A 20,787-nucleotide genomic window follows, 5' to 3' on the forward strand; every position below is an offset into this window, starting at 1 on the left:
TCTACATACCAAAGACCTTCTTCATGTTGCATTTCAGGTAATAAACTTAATACAGCCGGTGCATCGTATGAAGATGATCCTACATATTTAATAAAGTAACCTAGCATTTCCCTCAAATATGGATTATCTACCCGCTTATCGATTGCTTGTTGCATCGTATGAAAATAATCAAACTGCTTTAAAGCTGACAAAGGTCCATGAAACCGGATAATATCCGACAAATGATCTATACCTTTATCGAAATAACTGCGTTCAGCTTGATGGTGAATTTTATTAGCATACTCAAAAAAAGTTTTTAGTTGTGTCATATCGTTAGATGAAACATGTTTGTTCTGAATCAAAGTGTCTTCTATCGATTCATATAAATCTATAACAGTTCCATCTGGATAGACATTTCTAATTTGTAATGGTAATTTGCGAATGCTCACATAATCTTCAAGCCTTCTTCCACACTGTTCAAAAAGACGTTGAAATATTTTAGGCATCGTTAAGATAGATGGCCCTAAATCAAACCCGTAATCTCCCGTCTCTATGCGGTTTACCTTTCCCCCGATGTGGTTATTTTTTTCATATAAATCTACGTGATAACCTGCTTGAGCCATGCGGATAGCACTTGTTATACCACCTAATCCTCCGCCAATGACGACAACTTGTTTGTTAACCATTTAATCACCTTTTCTTATTAGCTTTTTCAAATATATACGTTGTAACTTAGGTCGGTTATAACGTTGCACAATGATGCAAGGAACATTAGCAATGACCACATAAACAATATTTATTACTTTTATACTTTTCTTCGACTTGATAAATACAACAATTGGCAAGATAGATAATAAATGAACCAATTCTGCTCGTTTCGTTTCTATCACAAACTTCTCTATATTCGTTATATCACTTGACTGATTATAGTGCGATTTGCTGACAATATCCGATTGTATCATTTGACCATCTGGCAAATGATCTTTCCAACATTTCACCTTTACAAGTTTTTGCCATAATTGACCATTTTGTTCCAAAGAACCACTCTTAAAATATCGAAAATCTCGTACTAACCACTTATCATGTATACGCAGTCCAATTTGTACAATAAACATTTGAGTGATAAACCAATAAAGTGCTATATAGATGAAAGTTCTTATAAGCTTAAACATTTGACTTATCTGTATATCTTGGATTGTCTTTATTTAATAACCAGTTACCAGCTGTTAAATAAGTCGCAAAAGCACTCCAAAGTGTATACGGAACCAATATCAAACCCGCTAACTTCTTCACATTAAAGAATGTTATCGTTGTCATCAAGACAGCACCTAACAATACAGCACTTTCAATCAATGCGCTGAATCTTAATTTATACTTAAAATACAATATTGACCACCCATAATTTAAACCCAATTGTGTATAATAAGCACCCTTAATCCGCTTCTTCCCTGGTTTGTGAGATACGAGTGCATAAGCAATACCCATTGACATATACAATATTGGCCACACAATAGGAAATATATAACCAGGTGGTGAAAATGGTGGTTTCACATTTTTACTATAATCCTTTCTTGCATTCTTCACTGCAAATTTCCCTATTAACCGTCCACCAACAATAGGTGTCGTAACTTTTACAATTGGTAAAATAACATTCTTCATCGGTGCTCCTCCTTCAAACATCCTTTGTTCCATAAAAGTATATTACCCTTTATTCATAATTTTATACATTTGTAATTAAATTTTCCAGTATATAATTTTCTTATTTTTCCCATTAGTCTAATTATATATATATAATGAAATAGTTTAACTTTTAATTCTTCTAACATTTTTTAGCAAAGCTAAAACAGTCTGTTAATATATAAAACTAATAATTACACAAAAAAATAGTGTGCTACGAAATAATATATACTCATCCTACCATGATTAAATCATCTAACGAATTATTTAATATACAAGAATAAACACATCACTTACCTGATTAATATCAGATTGAAGTGATGTGTTTTATATGTGCTTATTCAGTTTAATTTTATACTTCTATTCCATTTTGTTGGATAACTTTTTTATACCAATCAAAAGACTTTTTCTTTCGACGTTCGAGTGTCCCGCTTCCTACATCGTCTTTATCTACATAAATCATGCCATATCGTTTACTCATTTCTCCTGTTGATGCAGACACTAAATCGATAATACCCCAACTTATATATCCCAACAATGGAACGCCATCTTGAATACCATCGTACATAGCTTCTATATGCTGTTTCATATAATCTATTCTATAATCATCTTGAATTGTACCATCTTCTTCTATCTCATCTTTGGCACCTAATCCATTTTCAACGACAAATAGTGGCTTTTCAAATCTTTCATATATTTGATTCATCGTTATCCTTAAACCAAGCGGATCGATAACCCATCCCCAATCGCTCATTTTAAGATAAGGATTTTTGGCTGATACAATTACATTTCCTTCATTTTTTTCAACTCTTGATATATCCGCAATAGACGTTCGAGACGCATAATAACTAAATGCTACAAAATCCACCGTTTCTTTCAGAATTTCTTTATCTGACTCATCTATTTCAATGTTAATCCCTTTATTCTTAAAAAATGAATCCATATAGTATGGATATCTACCTTTCGCTTGCACATCTACAAAGAAAGTATTTGCTCTTTCATCATTCATAGACTGCCATACATCTTCTGGATTACAACTGTATGGATAGAAACTACCACCGGCAATCATACATCCAATTTTTGCTTGTGGTGTAATACGATGACAACTTCGAACAGCTTTCGCACTTGCTACTAACATATAATGTGAGGCTTGATATAATATTTCTTCCCTATTTTCACTATCATCAAAGTATAATCCTCCACCTGAAAATGGACTGTGTAACACTACATTAATTTCATTGAATGGAATCCAATAATTCACGTATTCTCCAAAATTATTAAAGCATGTATCTGCAAATTTAATATATAAATCTATCGTTTCTCTATTTTTCCACCCATTATATTTTTCAACTATACCCATTGGAATATCAAAATGCGCAAGTGTAACGAGTAATTCCATACCATGTTGTTTACATGTCTTGAATAAATCTTTGTAATAATTTATACCTGCCTGATTCGGCATTTCTTCATCACCATTTGGATAAATTCTACTCCAAGATATAGATGTTCTAAATACTTTCAAACCCATTTCAGCAAGTAAGGCAATATCCTCTTTATAATGATGATAAAAATCTATACCAGTATGACTTGGATAATATTCATTCTGATCAAGTTCGCCCTTTTTATAACCTAACTTTATATCTTGTCTCTTTGTACCATGAGGAATTAAATCAATATTACTGATTCCTCTACCATCTTTATCCCAAGCACCTTCTGTTTGATTTGCTGCTATTGCGCCACCCCAAAGAAAATTTTCCGGGAAATATTTTATTGTCATGATTTAACCACTCCTAATATAGATGTTTGTGCTTGAACCTCTGCGTGATCAAAGGATGTTATAGATTCATATTCATCTGTATTTGTAATGACAATAATCGTTGTCGGATCATAACCTGATTCAATAATTTGTGTTAAATCAAATGTTCCAAGAATATCGCCAACAGTTACATGATCACCTTGTTCAATTGTTGATGTAAATGGTTCTCCATTTAATTTCACCGTGTCAATGCCAACATGTACTAATACTTCAACACCATTATCTCCTGTTATACCTATAGCATGTTTTGTTGGAAATACAGAAGTTACCGTACCTGTTACTGGTGCATAAATTTTATTACCTGTTGGTTCAATTGCCATACTTTTTCCGATTACTTCTCTACTAAATACGTCATCTTCAACACTTTCAATTGGTTTAATATGCCCTTCAACAGGTGCTGCAACTGTTAGATGATCTTGAGTACCTAAATCTAATAATTCATCTTCAGATTCTGGAATATCTTCAAATCCAAGCACTAACGTTAAGATAAATGAAAGAACAACCGATAGAACCATTACAACAATAATCCACACTATACTCATTGGATTATCTTTTTCAATAAATTGTACACTCGTAAACAAACCTGGTGCTGCCATAGAATGACTTGCTAAACCTGCAAGCCCTGCTACAGCACCTGCAATAAATCCTGTAATAACAGATGCAATCATTGGACGTTTTAATCGAATAGCAACCCCATATAGTGCTGGCTCAGTTATACCTGCAATAATGGCTGATGATGCAGCTGCCAATGACGTTTGACGTAATTCTCTATTTTTCGTTTTAAATGCTACTGCTAATGAAACGCCCCCTAATGATAAGTTAGCGCCAATCTCAGATGGCATAACCATACCTTCCTTACCTGTTTCAGCAATTGTTTGAACAATCGTTGGTGTGAATACACGGTGCATACCTGTCATAACTAATAATGGCCATAAAGCACCTACGATAGCTACTGCTAAAAATCCTAATTTATCATGTACAAAGAAGACAATCTGAGATAGTCCTGTACCAATCAAAATGCCTGTTGGACCTACGATAATAATCGCTATTGGTGCAGCAATTAATAAGATTAACATTGGTTTCAAGAAGTTTTTCATTACAATTGGTGTAATACGATCTGCAAAATCTTCAATATATTTCAGTAACCAAGTCATGACGATTGCTGGAATAATCGTATAAGTATATTTCACTGACATAACTGGAATAAATGCGAAAGTTGCTTCTTTACCTTCTGCTGCTTTTTCCATAATTTCCATAAATACTGGATGTACCATAACACCAGCAATTGCCAGTGCTAAAAATACGTTACTGTTAAATTTCCTCGCTGCAGATACTGCAACAAGCATTGGTAAGAAGAAGAAAGGTGCATCTCCTATAGTATTTAAAATATTATACGTTGAACTGCTTTCTGACAGTACGCCCGTCATACTTAATAACATGGCCAATAATTTAATCATCGAACCACCAATAATAGCAGGAATTAATGGTGACATCGTTCCGATAATCGCATCAAGAATATTGATACCCACCTGTTTAAAAGTTAACTTTTTCTTTTCAACTGGTTCATTACTTTTAGCGCCACCACTGACACCACTTTTCATCAATGCTGTATAAGTGTGTGATACATTGTTTCCTACAATAACTTGATATTGTCCACCTTGCTTACGTAACCCCATAACGCCATCAATATTTTTTATGGCATCATCATCAGCCTTACTGTCATCTTTCAACACAAATCTTAAACGTGTCATACAATGTGTTAAGTTTTTAACATTGTTACTACCGCCAATGTGTTTAAGTATTTCATCAGCCATCCTTTGTTCATTTGTCATCTTTATATCTCTCCCGTCTTGTTTAGAACAATAAAAAAAGACCCAAATCATAAATAGATAGACTTATCCCTAGATAAATTCACCTATTAATGATTTAGGTCTCGCCTGCCGAACAGTAACAATCCTAAACAATTAATTGTTTATTTTGTTTTCGTAACATCAATATATCATATAATTATTTATTGTCAACGCTTTCATTTCTGGAAATTAATCTCTGTATATGAATCGTTAAGTACAAAGCTTCATCATGCGTCATTTCATACTGGTACTTTTTCAATAAAAATACTTCAATTTTCTCCACACATTTAAATGCATGTTTATATTTCTCTTTTACTATCTCGTAAAGTTCGATTTCATTTGTATCAAGTGGGTTACTTGAGAAAATACGTTGTGCAAGAAATTTTAAATGTGTCACAAATCTATAGTAAGTTAGACTTTCTTCATCAAAATCTAATCTAAAATGGTATTTCACTAAGCTTAAAATATTTTGCACCATTTCTGTTACTTGATTATAGTCTGCTAAATTATTATGTTCTGCATTTAACAAATGAATTGCAATAAATCCCGCTTCATCTTCAGGTAAACGAACACCAACAATTTCAGTAATCCAATCTAACGCTTGCACACCAATTTCATACTCATTTGGATAAAAACGTTTCGTTTCCCATAGCAATCCATTCTTTATAGCCATTCCCTCTTTTTGTCGCTCAATAGCAAAGTTTATATGATCCGTCAGTGCAACATAAATAGTATCGCTGAGATCTTTTTGATATTTATCTTTCGATACTTCGATTATTTTCTCAACAGCTTGAACCACTTCAATCGGCACTTCGATTAATAACGTTTTAAAGCGATCAGAAATTTCCTGGCTACTTAAATCAAATATTTTTTCAATCTTTGATTCTTCCACAATATCGCCTTCTTGCTTTTGAAAACCTATCCCTTTCCCCATCACAACACGTTCCTGGTTGTTGTGGGTGACACTAATCACATTATGATTGATGACTCTATTTATCTTCATATGACACCCCTTTAATTAATAAATACATTGTGCCACACCGTTATAATAATTATCAATCTATAAATAAAAGAGACCCAAGTTATCAAACTTGAATCTCCTTCTACAACTTATTAATTTTCTCCCTACGACCAACCGATTAACTGCGCAAAGATTAATGAAATGATTGAAATGACACCCCATACGATAAAGAGTGGGAAGAAGAATCGGATCCATTTTGTATATGATACGCCTCCGATTGCCAATGCTGCCATAAAGTACCCGCTTGTTGGATAGAAGACATGTGTAAATCCGTCTCCTAATTGGAAGGCTAAGACTGCGGTCTGTCTTGTAATACCTAGCATATCTGCTAATGGTGCCATAATTGGCATTGTCACTAACGCTTGTCCGCTTCCTGAAGAAATAATAAAATTAATCAACACTTGTACGATATACATACCGACTACTGCTACTGTTGGTGTTGCACCATCGATAACAGAACCTAATCCGTGAACGATACTGTCCATAATTTTACCGTCTTCAAGTACAACGGCTATTGAACGTGCAAGTCCTACAATAATGGCACCCATTAATACATCTTTGAAACCATCATTAAATGACTCACAAATTTCACGCGTATTCAATCCAGTGACTAAACCTACTACAATACCCATAACTATGAAAAGACCTGACATTTCTACCATAAACCAGCCTTGTGTAATAACGCCGTATACAAGAATGATAAAGAATAAGAGCACTACGGCAATACCGATTTTTTGTCGTTTAGTCGCAACGAGTGGTTCTTGATTCGTAATATCTTTGTACATATGTCGCTTCTCAGTATCATCATGATAAACTAAACTGATTGAAGGATCTTTTTTAATTTTTTTAGCGTATTTCATAATAAATAATATCGTTACAAATAGTACAATCACAAAAATAGCTAAACGTAATCCAAGTCCTGAAAATGTTGGAATACCTGATAATTTTTGTGCTAATCCTGTATTGATTGGATTTAATACACCGACCGTGAAGCCGACTACAGTACCACACAATGCAATAGATGTAGCGGTTATAGAGTCATAACCTAACGCAATAATAAGCGGAATAATAACCGGAATATAAACGAGTGACAACTCTGCTGTACCGATTAATGTTGCAATAATCGCAAATACTGTTGTTAATACTGGAATAATCAAAATACTTTTATTTATAAACTGGCGTGCAAGTTTATCCACACCAATTTCAATAATACCTGTACGTCTTAACACCATAAACATCCCACCGATGATAAGTGTAAAGAAGACAATTTCTCCTGCTTCAATTAAACCTCTTGGTATAATCGAAATAAAATCAACCAAACCAACTGGTGCTGAATCTATGTAATGAAATGAATCTGCGTCTACCATTTCTCTACCCTCAGGCCCTTTAACCCTATCAAACTCACCCGATGGAATTAAATATGTAGAAATAGTTGCAATCACACCGAAAACAAATAAAATCACATATATATGTGGCATACTAAACTTTTTCTTTGACCTATCTTCGTTCTTTGCCTTATCATTTTCCTTTACCAATGTGCACGACCCCTTTGCTTATTTTGATAAACAATTTCATGCTATCACGTTTAGAAAAATTTATAATTATACAAATCAGAAAATTTAAAAAATATTTTTGTCAGTTATTACAAAAAATCATATGCATGATTTATTTTTTCACGTTAATATATAGGGAATTCCCTATTTTTCTTCTTTTTGAGAAAAAATTCACAAACTTTCGTTATATTGTTTTAGAATAAAGATGTAGGAGGGATTGTCATGCGAAAGACGATTTTAGTTGTTCATGGTATGAGAAAGGGAAAGTTAAATGAAACGTTATTAAATTTTATTCATCAAACTTTTAATAGTGATGAGATTGATTATGAGGTAGCCTTTTTAGAAAGTGAAGAAATCTTACTGGATGAAGTGATTCAACAAACGATTGATGCTGGATATTCACGAATTCACCTTGTGCCGTTATTATTGTTTACCGCTTCTCATTATTATGAAGATATCGAAGCGTTATATGAAACATTTCAAGATAAGAACCAGAACGTACAGTTTATATTAAGTAAACCATTGGGCACACACCCGATTATGACAAACTGGGTTGCTTCTCAACTTGAAGCTTACAAAGATGACATTGATGATGAAACTGGAATTGTCGTACTTGCTCACGGTAATGCACGCTTTGATGAACCGGATGTTGCACTTACACGAATTTGTCACGAACTATCAACGGATCAAAATCCATGTTACCCGAGTATGGTCTATGGTGAACTGCGCTTTAAAGAAACGTTACCGAAAATCGCTAAAAAGCATCGTAAATTATTAATTATTCCATTTTTCTTCTATGATGGTTTCCTTGTAAACAAGTCAAAACGTCAAATAGAGTCTCTAGGTTTACCGAATCCTATCACATATACGACGGCTATTAATTTTCATCCGTTATTAAAAGACATCGTACATTTAAGAATTGCTGAATGTGAGGCGGTACCAGATGTATCCAGTACAACTTAACCTTAAAGGTAAACATGTCGTAATCATTGGTGGTGGCAAAATTGCATGGAGAAAGTTCTCTAAATTGAAATCAGAGCCTTGCTCAATTGATGTTATCGCACGCGAATTTCATGAGCACTTTGATACGATTCAACCAACGAAACATATTCGCCTTATACAAGCAGACTATCAACGAGAACATATTGCCCATGCAGATTTAATTATTATCGCAACTAACCAGCCCGAAACGAATGACCGAGTAGCCAAAGACGCCCTACCCTCTCAATGGCTCAATCATACCGGGGATCGCAAACAATCCGACTTTTATAACACCTTAGATATTGAACACAATGGCCTAACAATTAGTATTAGCTCACATGGCCAAGATATTCAACGAACACAACACTATGCAATCAAAATTAAAGCATGGTTAGATTCAACGAAGGAGGATATGCATGAGTAAAACAAAACTTTTAATGATCGGTAATGGTATGGCTGGTGTCCGTACAATTGAAGAAATTCTAGAACGTGATCCAGACAGCTTTGAAATCACAATCATCGGTAAAGAACCTTATCCAAACTATAACCGAATCATGTTATCAAACATTCTTCAAAATAAAATGACAAAAGAAGAAACGATTATGAACCCTTATGAATGGTATGAAGAACATAACATTCAATTAATAACAGGTGATAAAGTTGTAAAAATTGATCGCGAACTAAAACAAGTCGAAACAGAACATGGCGTGAAAGTATCATATGACCAAATGATTATTGCGACTGGTTCTGATTCATTCATACTACCAATTGATGGTTCTCGTCTAGAAGGTGTTGTCGGTTTCAGAACCATCGATGACACTGAAAAGATGTTAGAAACAGCTAAGACTAAAAAACGTGCCATCGTTATAGGTGGCGGTTTACTCGGTCTAGAATGCGCACGAGGTCTTGTAGATCAAGGTATGGACGTGACAGTCGTACATTTAGCAGAATGGCTGATGGAAGTACAACTGGATCGTAAAGCAGGAGAACTTTTAAAAGCAGACCTTGAAAAGCAAGGTATTAAATTTGAATTACAAGCGAATACACAAGAAATTATTGGTGAAGACTATGTTGAAGGTATACGTTTATCAGATGGACGTGTTATCGCAACAGACATGGTCGTGATGGCAGTTGGTATTCGCCCAGTAACGAAAGAAGCACGTGCCGCTGGATTAGAAATTGGACGCGGTATCGTAGTAGACGATTTCATGCGTACAAGTGACCCAGAAATTTACGCAGTTGGAGAATGTGCAGAACACCGTTCAAAAGTTTACGGACTTGTTGCCCCACTATACGACCAAGGTAAAGTCCTGGCAGATCATATTACAGGCATTCCAACTGAAGGTTACAAAGGTTCAACGACCTTTACTTCTTTAAAAGTATCAGGCTGTGATTTATTTAGTGCAGGTTGGATTACTGAAAGTGAAGGTGTCCGTGGTATTGAAACTTTTAACGGTGTCGATAACATTTATAAGAAAATATTCGTCAAAGATAAGACGATTGTCGGTGCAGTACTTTATGGTGATACAGAAGAAGGCAATCGCTTTTATAATATGATGAAAAAAGGCGATACAATCGATGAATATACACTCGTTTCAATTCTTCATAAAGCAGGAGAAGTTGATGCGATTAGCGTTGCTGAAATGGATAACGATGAAACAATCTGCGGGTGTAACGGCATTTCTAAAGGTGTCATCGTAGAAGCGATTAAAGATCAAGGTTTAACGTCCGTAGCTGATGTCACACGTGTGACGAAAGCTGGTAACTCATGTGGTAAGTGTAAAGGTCAAATCGCAGAGCTCTTAGAATATACACTTGGTGACGACTTTGTTGCTGCAGCGCCAACAGGTATTTGTGCATGTACAAGTCTTACAAGAGACCAAATCGTTACTCAAATTCGAGCTAAAGGTTTAAAAACATCTAAAGAAGTTCGACACGTATTAGACTTTAAAGATAAAGGTGGATGTCCAAAATGTCGCCCTGCTATTAACTACTATTTAAACATGGTATACCCTCATGACCATGAAGATGAAAAAGCTTCACGCTTTGCGAACGAACGTTACCATGCCAATATTCAAAAAGACGGCACATTCTCTGTTATTCCACAAATGCGTGGCGGTGTAACAGATGCAGATCAACTTATTCGTCTTGGTGAAGTAGCGAAGAAATACCATATCCCATTAGTCAAAATTACGGGTGCACAGCGCATCGGTTTATACGGTGTTAAAAAAGAAGAATTACCACAAATTTGGAAAGATTTAGATATGCGTTCAGCATCTGCATACGGTAAGAAGACACGTTCAGTTAAAAGTTGTGTTGGTAAAGAATTCTGCCGATTCGGTACACAATTCACAACAAAATTAGGTATTCGTTTAGAGAAAACATTTGAATATATCGACACACCACATAAATTCAAAATGGGTGTTTCAGGTTGTCCACGTAGCTGTGTAGAATCAGGTGTAAAAGACCTCGGTGTCATTGGTGTAGAAAATGGTTTCCAAATTTACATTGGTGGTAATGGTGGTACAGATGTCGTCGCAGGTGAGTTACTGACAACTGTTGAAACTGAAGATGAAGTTGTCAAACTATGTGGTGCATACATGCAATACTATCGTGAAACAGGCATTTATGCAGAACGTACAGCACCATGGCTCAAAAGACTTGGCTTAGACCAAGTGAAATCAGTTGTACTTGACCCTGAAAAACAAGATGAACTTTACGCGCGCATAATGGATGCGAAACGTGCATACGATACAGAGCCATGGCATGAAGTCTTGCTCAATAAAGATAAACGTCACATTTTTGAAGTGGAGAAGGTGTAAATATGACATTAACAAATGAGAAGGTAAGAGTCGCACACATTTCAGAACTCGAACCGTTAATCGGTAAGAAAGTCATCGTCGGAGATACGCAACTTGGTTTATTTTTAACTGAAGAAGGTATCATTCGTGCGATTAATAATATTTGTCCTCATAAACAAGGTCCATTATCAGAAGGTACAGTGAGTGGAGATTATGTATACTGTCCACTTCATGATCAAAAAATTGACTTATCGACTGGTCAAGTCCAAGAACCAGATGAAGGATGTGTCGCAACTTATCCTGTAGAAGTGGTCGATGGAGACATATACGTATGTCTATAATCGCACAACCTCAAGTATATTTAGTCGGTGCAGGTCCAGGAAATCCTTTATTATTATCTAAAAAAGCAGAGCGATGTATTAAGCGGGCAGATGTTATTTTATACGACCAACTAGTGAATCCATTTATATTACAATTTTCATCACCAGAATCGGAATGGATTCATGTTGGTAAACGACCTTATCACAAATCTATGAAACAAGAAGACATTAACCAATTACTTATTGAAAAATCACGCATAAATAAGACGGTCGTCCGTCTAAAAGGCGGCGATGCAGCAATATTTGGACGCCTTGCGGAAGAAGTTTCTACATTAAAATCACACAACATTACATTTGAAGTCGTACCTGGTATAACAGCCGCTTCAGCTGCCATGAGTGAACTTAATCGTGGGTTAACAGAACGTAATGTTTCAACTAATATTACATTTACAACTGGCCACTTTAAAGATAATAAAGAACAATCCATTGATATTACAACACTCAAACACTGTGGCACCCTCGCCATATATATGGGTGTTAAGAGATTACCAACTTTACTTAAAGAAATTAAAGCAGAAATCACAGACGACATACCAGTAGCCGTTATCTTTAGCGCCACACGACCAGAACAAACGGTCATATCAGGCAATGTATCTAATATCGTCGAAAAAGTGCAGTCACTCTCACATATACCAGGACCTGGTATCACAATTGTAGGTCATGTTGTTAGAGATTTAGTTGAAGATATATCAAGTAAAGAAGAAGTCGAGTACGTAAAGTTTATAGGCAATCGACAGAATATAATAGACGATGCATTAGAGGTGTATGAAGCAGGCGGATGGGCAATCATAGATGATCGCGACCATCCCAACCTACACCCAACACAACATAACATCCTCACCGAGCTCATTAATCAAACAACATTTACAAAAGTTGTAGATACAGAAGTAGTGAATATTTAGGATGATAGAGTTTGGTGAGTGAACACGGTGAGTTGAAGGCCGCGCACGAAGAATCTGAGATATCGTGCGTTATACCCTGAAATAGTGCCCTGGCGCACGAAGACTGCGAGATATCGTGCACTTTCAAATAATCTAATCAAAAAAACAGCTGTCTCTTTGAAGTTTCTAAGTGAGTTAGGCCCATTTTATAAAAAACACTTTTGTTAAATTCACATAATGTGAATTTCTACAAAAGTGTTTTTTGTGAGTACTCTCTTCCTCAATATAAACTAAAAAAGATATTTTCTTCGTCTATCTTTTCTCCAATTAAAATTAGATAATCATCTATGTCTATATCATACTTTTCAATAAGCACATTACTATTAGAAATTTGAACTAAATATTTATTAGGACTATTCTCGAATGTTATAAACCCTTTTACACGATATACCTTTTGGGGTAAATTCTGTAACCATAATTTGAATTTTTCAATTTGAACTGGCTTATCAATTGAGTAGTATTTATGGTAAATATGATTATGAAAATTTTGATTTTGATTCTTAAATGGGATGTTTTTAACTTTTTTAGATAAGTGATGATAACTTACTTTTCCATAAGTTGTTGAAAATGTTTCTGCTCTTGGATATTGTTCTTGTATAGATTTAATAACATTGATTGCCTCACACGAATCGATTAAATCAAGCTTATTTACTATAATATCCTGACAATACTTTAGTTGAACATCGATAAGTTGTTGTGTTTGTTTTGAATAGGTTGATAATTTTTGATATTCCGGTATATCTATGATGCCGATGATACTTCTTATTGTTATAAATGGCGAAAGCACAGGTGTCAAACATGCATCAAGCACTTCTAATGGGTGTGCAATACCACTACATTCAATTAAAACTATTTCTGGTTGTTGTTCAATATATAACATATGCAATTGATGTGCAACATCATCTTTCATTTCACAACATATACAGCCATTAATGATTTCATTTACTGTTACATCAGACTGAATTAATTCAGAGTCAACTGTCCTCTTACCAAACTCATTCATAATGACAGCGATACGTTTACCTTCTTCATTGACATCTTTAATTAAATGATTCAGTAAAGAAGTCTTCCCGCTCCCTAAAAATCCAGTGATGATAAAAATTTCCATACCAAATCCACCTTTAATATTTCTCAAAATCCATAAACACTTTACTACCTGTTGCGTTGAGTTGTCCTTGGTACTTTCCATTGTACCCAGAAATAGCAGGTGAATGCGTACGCGCTATTACGAGTTGACAAATTCGTTGGTTTTCTTCAATTTTTAATGAGAAATCATTCGCATTAAATAATTCTAAAGTAATATGACCTTCAAACCCCGGATCTACCCAACCAGCATTCTGTATAAATAAACCCGCTCTGCCAATTGAACTCCTCCCTTCTACAAAACCCGTCATCATATTTGAAAGTTTCACACATTCCTGTGTAGTCGCTAATACAAATGATTTACCTGGTATTGTAAAAGTTTTGGCAACAACTTCATCATACTGAATAGGATCTTTCAACGATTGCACATTATCTTTTGGTGAAATGGGTAGTAGAAAATGATTGCCTAATGTTAAATCAATAGAAGCGGGTTCTATAAGTTGTTCTCGATAAGGTGTGACACTTACTTGACCTTCACTAATAAACCGCTTAATATCTTGATCTGATAATATCAATTAAATCCCTCCAAATAAATTCATAATCAATACAGTTCCACATAAGCAAATCGTCGCTGTAATCATTTGTTTTACGACAATTCCTAGACCTTGCTTCCACCCTAAATTTTTAATTATCATAGTGATTGTTACAGAACATGCAGAAAATGTTGAACTAAATAATACTAATAAGAACACACTTTTTAACGACATCGTTTGCAATAATGAGCCCTGATTCACATTGAACAACAACATACCATCTTTTCTAATCATTGAGAATAGAATACCCGTTGACATCTCTTGAGGTGCATTCATCAACTGTAAAATTGGATTAAAGACATTTGCAGCCCGCAGTAAAATAGGTGTCATAGAAAGGATACTCGCACATACACAAATCATCATAAATATTGGTAAAGCTTGAGCTAAGAATGACAGAATAGTCTGTTTGGATTCTTTCCATACAGCTATAATTGAAGGCTTTCTAACTTTATCTAACACAAAATAATGAGTTGGTATCATGCTTTTTGAGGACCATAGTTTAATATGTATTAAACCACCGATAAATACGATTATTAAATAAGGAATAAATAACCATGGGGCTTTGATTACACTGAATAGTGAAAGTGTCGCGCCAATTTGATAACTACATGATGATCCAAAGCTAACCATACTCATACAGTTATTTTTAGTGCAAGCACTACAATCATGATTGGCACGCAATACTGCTGCGGAATTACAACCAAATCCTTCAATAACTGGTACAATATCGTAACCAGTTAATCCTACTTTTGTCATAACTGGATCGATTGACCAAACGATATAAGATTTTAAATGACTTTCACTGATAATATTCGTAGAAATACTAATGAAAACGACAACGGGTAATGCCCAAATGATTGAATATATGCCGAGTGACAATAACCCATAATCTCCAAATAGTAAGTCATTCAAAGCCTTTTCGTCGAATTGAACAGTATGTATTACATAGTCTAAAAACTGCTCTACCCAATGATTTTGAATATATTGAGATAAATAATAAGAAATATATATTGGCAACATAAACATTAATATGATTAAAGCAAAAGCTAAAAACATGTCTTTTACTTTAGGAACATGTTTCGCTTGTTCTTGTCTTAAGATATTCAATTCAGAGATAATATATTTTGATTCGTCAGGGTCATCTATCTTTTGCTTACAGTTTTCATCTAGTGTGAGCTTTAATTGCTTTTGAATGATATACCTTTTAAACTGTAATTTCTGCTCTGTTGATAGTTTTTTTAGCTGCTTAATCACAATATAATGTTCACCGTTTGGTATCGGCGAACAAGTTCCATTTTTAATATTATATTCAACTTTTAACATGAACAGTTCACATCACAACAATCATAATCATCTAAAAACATTTGATTTGATTGATAGAACTCTATAGCATCTTCATTTGCTTCAAAGCTTTCTCGGTCACATATTAATTTTGCTAGAACAGCTAAACGCGTTCTAAATTTGTAAATATAACAAAGAATAACATCTTGATGTTTAACCGTATCTCCTATCATAAAGACATTAGGATTAATTGTTGATTCATCATCGTCAGTTAGCATAAAATTTGTACCATCATTTTCAAATAATATTCGAGTTAGTCGATTATGTTGAACAGGATTAAATCCAGTAGCAAGTATCGGTTCTTCGGAAATTATTACATCGTCATGTACGCCGTTAAATTGAATAACATATTGACCATTTTTATACTCAATTTCTTTCACCACATGTTCGGTATGAATACGTATGGGATAACCAAGTTCCTTTAATTCTTCATATCGTTGGTGTGTATAAGGAGAAAGTCGAATACTTGGATCAGCATCTTCTTGTTTATAACTTGTAGAATTAGTATAAATATCGACAATTTTACCGGATAATGCTAAATTGAGCGCTGCATCAAATCCGCTTTCGTTACCACCAATTACGACAGCCAGTTCACCATTTATATCTGAAAATTTTTCAACCTCACTATAATGTCTACCATGTTTAAACGGTTTATAAGGATATGAAAAATTCCCTGTCGCAACAAAGATATATTCAGCATCAATAGTCCCATGATCTGTATACACTTTATATGTTTCATTGTCTCTATTATTGGATACATCTAATACATTTGTATGTTGGTCAACTTTCAAGTTATAAATCTGTACAAGCGCTTCTAAATATTGAACATACTCTTTGCCTGAAATATGTTCTTTCTTAAAAGTAAAAGCAGGGGAACTATGAGGTGTGATTGCGTTAATATCTGGTGTTCCAAACCCATTTGTTGTAAACGAAGGTGTGATAAAGCGAGTTGATAATGGCCAATTTTTAAAAGATTCACCAACTTGTCCTTTATCTAATATAAGAATATCATCTAATCCCATTTCAATTAATGCAATAGCCATACCTATACCAGCAGGACCCGCACCAATAATCACTACTTTATTTGTTTTTTCCATTTTAACACTTCCTAAATCGTAATCATTACTATTTAACGATATAAATAAAGTAACATTTTTAAAATGAATACGCAAGTTTAGAAAATTTATATTATTAATCCAATATAATAATGATGGTAAATAATATTTAAATTAAAATTAGGCGACTTATCCTTTATAGATCATATAGAATAAGCCGCCTAGAAAATATTGTTTATTAAGTTTTCATTATTCGTGTTTAGATGCTACTGGTTTTCTTATTACTATTCTGTTTCGTGTTTGATTGATGGCAAAATTTTAGTATTCAACAATTCTTGATATACTTCTTTTGATTCTTGATTGTAAGTATTGTTTTCTTCAAATTTTTCATTCCAAATAAATGATTGTTTATCAATTTTGGCATCTTGATTTATGATATCCATGTATTCACTTTTTGGGTCAATTATTTGCTGTTGAATTAAATTCGACCTCAAATTAATGTATAAAGTTTGCACCAAATTGTTTATCTCATCGATACTACGAAAGTAATTGATTAAATCAAAAGTTGTTACATGCATCTCAGCTAACCACATCATTCGATAACTGTCCCTTAATGCAAACTCAATTTCTTTACCCGAGAATTTAGATTGTGTATAAGCATATAAAATAATTTTGAGCATTGTTTTAGAGTGATAGACACTCATACCAAATCGTTCTTCACAAACCTCAAACTTTGTTTCTGGTACACTATCAACAATAAGTTTCACTATACGTACTACATCATTTTTCGGAATACGTTCTTCTAGATCATTTAAATTCTTTATAGGCTTCATGTTTTCATTATTCACCTCTGTTACTATAATATTTCATTACTACAATAAATATATTTATCTTTTTAATGTTATTATTAATTTTTTATAGAAACTTACAATAATATAATAAGCTAGTTGATAATCATTATCAATGAGATTATGTAAAAAATTTACAATGGAATAAGCCTTTCTAACCATAAAAAACAGAAGACTCTTATGGAGTCTTCTGTTTTTTTCATTCTATATATTCAACTTCATTTAGTGTGCTATTTGTCCGCCGTCTGCGAGATAAACTTGTGCTGTCCTGAATTTAGCTACGTCTGAAGATAGGAATAATACCATTTCTGTGGATTGCCTTTCCGAGATTTCGTCATTTCTGTTTCTGTTAGTCCTGGTGCAATCGCATTAATTCTACCCCCATTTTCACCGTAATCGAATCTTGCTGATTTTGCCATCCCTACTACAGCATGTTTAGCTGCAATATATGGATCCATTTCTGGGTCTGCTATTAAACCTGCTACAAAAACTGTGTTTACAATCGTTCCACCGTTTTCAAGCATGGTTGAATTTCATATTTCATAGATAAGAAGACGCCTTAAATGTCTACATCTAATACTTTATCAAAAGTATCTACGTCAATATCAGCAAATTTATTTAGTTTATTTAGAATACCTGCGTTATTATATACATGATCTAAGCTGCCAAGTGTTTCAACTGTTTTATCGACTAAATTTTTCACTTGGTCAGGTTGTGAAACATCTGTTCTTACAAAAATGGTATTACTATATTTGTCTTTGATTTCTTGAACCGTTTGTTCAGAACGTTCATCAATATCATCAAACACAATATTTCACCATTTTCATCAAATTTTAAAGCAGTAGCCTTACCAATACCCGAAAACGCAGCCGTAATCAGAACCGTTTTGCCTTCAAATTCACTATACTTAATCATCCGAATCACGCCTATAATATTTAATACTTATATCACATTAAGTAAATTTACATTATTGTTACAAAGTAACTCAGGTAAAATATAAATTTTTCAAAATTATTTATTTTAAATCATTATCTTTTTATTAATGAAAAAATATTGCCTGTGAAATGAATTGAAGTTGTATTATTATTAATGATTGAAACCTAACAAATAGCTATAATAAAACATATAATGAAGATTATGGGGGTAGCTATAATGATTTATATTATTAGACATGGTCAAGCTGAACATAATATAGATGAGCCTTATAGTTTTAATATAAGGAATCCAAAGTTAACTTTACAAGGAAAAGAAGCTTATAAAAAGTTAAGAAAAGAAATTAGAAGTGATTCAAGATTTTGGGTTAGTCCTACTGTCAGAGCTATAGAAAGCGCACAATTATTAAGTGATGAAAATGATATTACAGTTGTTGATATATTAGCACCTAGAATTTATCCTTATAAAAAAGTTTCTTTAAATCCATGTGATCAAATGATACCAAGTGATTATAATATAAGTTTGAATTTTATAAGTGTAACCGACGTAGCGCATCCAAATGATTTAAATGAAGAAGCATTTATTTCACATTTTAAAGAATTCATTGATGAATATATAGATGATGATAAAAATAATGTAATCATAACTCATGATGGCGTTATAGCAACTTTATTGGCGTATTATAAAAACATCAACCTTGAGCGAGATTCGAATCATGATTTGATGTTACATGATGATATATTTAAATTTAACAAGCAAGACTTTTTAAAAGGCTTTAATGAATAAAATAGTTAGTTTTAACAAATTCAAAACTTTTATTTAGGTGATACAAGATGGTCGAGTTATTGGTTGTATTGGGGATTATTTTTATCAATGTTATTTATGATGTAATTGTCTATATGACGCATAATGATATTTCATTTATGATATGTTTATTTGCCTACAGTATTGGTATATATTTAAGATATCAATTTCACGAGAGTCAAATACATGTAACACGAAGACAAAGGATTAAAGCGTTATTTATAAATCTCACGATATTTATGAGTATGAGCTTAGGTTTTATACTGCTAAAAGCAGCTGGGTGGGCAAATATTTATACAATGTTAATCTATTACTTTGTTATAGTTGGCGTTATCATTCTTTATATAAATAGAAGAAACACTCAAGTACGCGATAGCCGTGACAAATAACGTCATGGCTTTTTGTTATCTTGTTATTCAGGTATTTTCACTAATAATTGGGCAAAATGATTGGGTTCATATATAATGAGTACTAATATTATTTCAAATAAATTAATCTAACATAATCTTGATTAAGCCCAAAGCAAAGGAGTTCTTTTATGATTATTCGAGAGATGACACAAGAAGATAACGCAAAAGTAAAAGAAATTATACAAAGCTCATTAGAATCACTTGGACTTGCGATTCCTGGGTCAGCTTATTATGATCCTCAACTTAACGATCTTCACAAATATTATGCTAATTTAAACCATGCGAACTATTGGGTAGTTGAAATTGAAGAAGAAATTGTGGGTGGCGTTGGAATAGCCCCGTTTAACGAACATGGTAAAGTTTGCGAATTACAAAAATTATATTTAATTCCAAAAGCACAAGGACTAGGACTTTCCAAGAAACTCATGGAAACCGCTCTGTCCTTTGCCTTTGAACATTATGAACAATGTTATTTAGAAACAATGCATGAATTAAAAGCAGCATGTATCCTGTATGAGAAATTTGGATTTACACTGTTAAACGAACCACTCCCAGGTTCTGACCACTCCGCAATGGATGCGTGGTATATAAAGTCTAAAGAAGATTAATAAAAGCCATGACAAATTACGTCGTGGCTTTTATTTCATTTCTCAGCAACAATACTTTCTATACACCCTTGTAAATACCTTCAAAAATATGTAAATTAAATATAAGTATCATT

The 20,787-nt window shown here is 33.6% G+C and carries 22 protein-coding genes; 8 read left to right on the forward strand and 14 right to left on the reverse strand.

The features are described from left to right. The 7 genes from CD035_RS00575 to CD035_RS00605 form a co-directional block, all read right to left on the reverse strand. A partial coding sequence (locus CD035_RS00575) for a phytoene desaturase family protein (RefSeq protein ID WP_142383028.1) occupies positions 1-665 on the reverse strand: 665 nt, incomplete at its 3' end. Beyond that, entirely contained in the window at positions 666-1,016 is a 351-nt protein-coding gene (locus CD035_RS00580; RefSeq protein WP_229412490.1) for a glycosyl-4,4'-diaponeurosporenoate acyltransferase CrtO family protein, read from the reverse strand. Positions 1,017-1,143: 127 nt separating this feature from the next. Beyond that, positions 1,144-1,638 (reverse strand): TspO/MBR family protein, encoded by a 495-nt coding sequence (locus CD035_RS00585; RefSeq protein WP_048540394.1) that lies wholly within the window; start codon positions 1,636-1,638, stop codon positions 1,144-1,146. A 370-nt stretch (positions 1,639-2,008) separates the two neighbouring features. Beyond that, entirely contained in the window at positions 2,009-3,433 is a 1,425-nt protein-coding gene (gene ascB / locus CD035_RS00590; protein ID WP_048540393.1) for a 6-phospho-beta-glucosidase, read from the reverse strand. Beyond that, a complete protein-coding gene (gene ascF / locus CD035_RS00595) occupies positions 3,430-5,304 on the reverse strand; it encodes a PTS cellobiose/arbutin/salicin transporter subunit IIBC (RefSeq protein ID WP_048540392.1) in 1,875 nt (624 codons plus the stop codon). The genes ascB and ascF overlap by 4 nt, the downstream gene beginning before the upstream one ends. A gap of 175 nt (positions 5,305-5,479) precedes the next feature. Then, complete coding sequence (gene licT / locus CD035_RS00600; RefSeq protein ID WP_048540391.1) at positions 5,480-6,325, reverse strand: BglG family transcription antiterminator LicT; 846 nt, start codon at positions 6,323-6,325, stop codon at positions 5,480-5,482. Between the two features lie 122 nt (positions 6,326-6,447). Next, positions 6,448-7,821 carry a YfcC family protein gene (locus CD035_RS00605; protein WP_058590999.1) on the reverse strand — a complete coding sequence of 458 codons (1,374 nt, stop codon included), beginning with the start codon at positions 7,819-7,821 and terminating at the stop codon, positions 6,448-6,450. Positions 7,822-8,118: 297 nt separating this feature from the next. Here CD035_RS00605 and CD035_RS00610 point away from each other — a divergent pair, with 297 nt between their 5' ends. From CD035_RS00610 to cobA, 5 genes are read left to right on the forward strand one after another with little or no spacing between them, the layout of a single operon-like run. Then, complete coding sequence (locus tag CD035_RS00610; RefSeq protein WP_048540389.1) at positions 8,119-8,859, forward strand: sirohydrochlorin chelatase; 741 nt, start codon at positions 8,119-8,121, stop codon at positions 8,857-8,859. Then, positions 8,840-9,301 (forward strand): precorrin-2 dehydrogenase/sirohydrochlorin ferrochelatase family protein, encoded by a 462-nt coding sequence (locus CD035_RS00615; RefSeq protein WP_048540388.1) that lies wholly within the window; start codon positions 8,840-8,842, stop codon positions 9,299-9,301. The genes CD035_RS00610 and CD035_RS00615 overlap by 20 nt, the downstream gene beginning before the upstream one ends. Beyond that, complete coding sequence (gene nirB / locus CD035_RS00620; protein WP_048540387.1) at positions 9,294-11,699, forward strand: nitrite reductase large subunit NirB; 2,406 nt, start codon at positions 9,294-9,296, stop codon at positions 11,697-11,699. Before CD035_RS00615 ends, nirB begins: the two co-directional genes overlap by 8 nt. A 2-nt stretch (positions 11,700-11,701) precedes the next feature. Further along, positions 11,702-12,019: a nitrite reductase small subunit NirD gene (gene nirD / locus CD035_RS00625; protein WP_048540386.1), complete on the forward strand. Its 318-nt coding sequence runs from the start codon at positions 11,702-11,704 to the stop codon at positions 12,017-12,019. Further along, the gene (gene cobA / locus CD035_RS00630) at positions 12,010-12,960 is read left to right on the forward strand and encodes a uroporphyrinogen-III C-methyltransferase (protein ID WP_048540385.1); all 951 of its coding nucleotides are present in this window, start codon (positions 12,010-12,012) and stop codon (positions 12,958-12,960) included. Before nirD ends, cobA begins: the two co-directional genes overlap by 10 nt. A gap of 259 nt (positions 12,961-13,219) precedes the next feature. Here cobA and CD035_RS00635 read toward each other — a convergent pair whose 3' ends face one another. The 7 genes from CD035_RS00635 to CD035_RS14200 form a co-directional block, all read right to left on the reverse strand. Then, a complete protein-coding gene (locus CD035_RS00635) occupies positions 13,220-14,107 on the reverse strand; it encodes a CobW family GTP-binding protein (protein WP_048540567.1) in 888 nt (295 codons plus the stop codon). A 13-nt stretch (positions 14,108-14,120) separates the two neighbouring features. Next, positions 14,121-14,657, reverse strand: coding sequence for a dCTP deaminase (dcd, locus tag CD035_RS00640; protein WP_048540384.1), 537 nt, complete (start codon positions 14,655-14,657; stop codon positions 14,121-14,123). Beyond that, entirely contained in the window at positions 14,658-15,998 is a 1,341-nt protein-coding gene (locus CD035_RS00645; protein WP_048540383.1) for a nucleoside recognition domain-containing protein, read from the reverse strand. It abuts the gene before it with no gap. Further along, positions 15,992-17,113, reverse strand: coding sequence for an NAD(P)/FAD-dependent oxidoreductase (locus tag CD035_RS00650; RefSeq protein ID WP_048540382.1), 1,122 nt, complete (start codon positions 17,111-17,113; stop codon positions 15,992-15,994). Before CD035_RS00650 ends, CD035_RS00645 begins: the two co-directional genes overlap by 7 nt. 242 nt (positions 17,114-17,355) lie before the next feature. Further along, positions 17,356-17,904, reverse strand: a complete 549-nt coding sequence (locus tag CD035_RS00655; protein WP_048540381.1) for a transposase — start codon at positions 17,902-17,904, stop codon at positions 17,356-17,358. Positions 17,905-18,197: 293 nt separating this feature from the next. Continuing rightward, the gene (locus tag CD035_RS14195) at positions 18,198-18,443 is read right to left on the reverse strand and encodes an SDR family NAD(P)-dependent oxidoreductase (RefSeq protein ID WP_048540380.1); all 246 of its coding nucleotides are present in this window, start codon (positions 18,441-18,443) and stop codon (positions 18,198-18,200) included. 35 nt (positions 18,444-18,478) lie between these two features. Beyond that, positions 18,479-18,727, reverse strand: a complete 249-nt coding sequence (locus CD035_RS14200) for an SDR family oxidoreductase (RefSeq protein WP_048540379.1) — start codon at positions 18,725-18,727, stop codon at positions 18,479-18,481. A 344-nt stretch (positions 18,728-19,071) separates the two neighbouring features. Here CD035_RS14200 and CD035_RS00665 point away from each other — a divergent pair, with 344 nt between their 5' ends. The 3 genes from CD035_RS00665 to CD035_RS00675 all read left to right on the forward strand — a co-directional run bounded on the left by CD035_RS00665 (position 19,072) and on the right by CD035_RS00675 (position 20,674). After that, positions 19,072-19,638 carry a histidine phosphatase family protein gene (locus tag CD035_RS00665; RefSeq protein WP_048540378.1) on the forward strand — a complete coding sequence of 189 codons (567 nt, stop codon included), beginning with the start codon at positions 19,072-19,074 and terminating at the stop codon, positions 19,636-19,638. A 47-nt stretch (positions 19,639-19,685) separates the two neighbouring features. Continuing rightward, positions 19,686-20,045 (forward strand): hypothetical protein, encoded by a 360-nt coding sequence (locus tag CD035_RS00670; RefSeq protein WP_048540377.1) that lies wholly within the window; start codon positions 19,686-19,688, stop codon positions 20,043-20,045. A 149-nt stretch (positions 20,046-20,194) separates the two neighbouring features. Continuing rightward, the gene (locus CD035_RS00675) at positions 20,195-20,674 is read left to right on the forward strand and encodes a GNAT family N-acetyltransferase (RefSeq protein ID WP_048540376.1); all 480 of its coding nucleotides are present in this window, start codon (positions 20,195-20,197) and stop codon (positions 20,672-20,674) included. Positions 20,675-20,787 lie beyond the last annotated feature (113 nt).

Origin of the sequence: Mammaliicoccus sciuri, assembly GCF_002901825.1 — a bacterium.
GTDB classification, from domain to species: domain Bacteria; phylum Bacillota; class Bacilli; order Staphylococcales; family Staphylococcaceae; genus Mammaliicoccus; species Mammaliicoccus sciuri.